This is a genomic window from Streptomyces tendae (genome assembly GCF_014650435.1).
Lineage (GTDB): Bacteria > Actinomycetota > Actinomycetes > Streptomycetales > Streptomycetaceae > Streptomyces > Streptomyces tendae.
Genome location: NZ_BMUY01000098.1, coordinates 1 through 627, shown reverse-complemented (window position 1 = coordinate 627; position 627 = coordinate 1). Strand labels below are relative to the sequence as shown.

The 627-nt window shown below is 72.1% G+C and carries 1 protein-coding gene; it reads left to right on the top strand.

All coding sequences use genetic code 11. The features are described 5' to 3' along the window. Nucleotides 1-340, top strand: a 340-nt coding sequence (locus tag IE258_RS40805) for a substrate-binding domain-containing protein (protein ID WP_189750840.1), incomplete at its 5' end; no start/stop codon positions are given. Between the last annotated feature and the right edge of the window lie 287 nt (nucleotides 341-627).

The following is a 627-nucleotide window of genomic DNA, read 5'->3' as shown; positions in this document are numbered from 1 at the left end:
GGACGCGGGCGCCCGTGCCACCCGGACGCTGCTGGCCGCGCCGGCCGGGGAGCGGCCGACCGCGATCGTGTACGACAACGACATCATGGCGGTGGCGGGGCTGTCGGTGGCGGCCGAGATGGGGCTTCGGGTGCCGCAGGACGTGTCGCTGCTGGCGTGGGACGACTCACAGCTGTGCCGGCTGACCCGGCCCACCCTGTCGGCGATGAGCCATGACGTGCACGGCTTCGGCGCGGAGGTGGCGCGTACTCTGTTCGGAACGCTCACCGGGGACGGTCCGGGCTCGCACCCGGTGCCGACGCCGGTCCTCACCCCGCGGGGCTCCACGGCCCCGCCGTGACCCGGACCGGGGGCGGCGCCGGCCGCGCGGGGAAGTGCGCTGTCACCGGGGTCACTTGGACCCGCATTCCGGCACGCTGTCCGCATGCGCCGCGGGTGAGCGGGAATACGCGGAACGAGGCACAGGTCGGCCTCTCGCTCCGCGGCGGGGACATGGGTTAGCCTCGTCCCGGCTGCTCTTCCTGCGAAAACGCCCGTACCCCACGTCGGAGGAGTTTCCTGCGGAGCGGCCCGAACTCCGAACGGAAAATCTCTGACAGGAACAAGGGGCACCATTTCATGGAACCC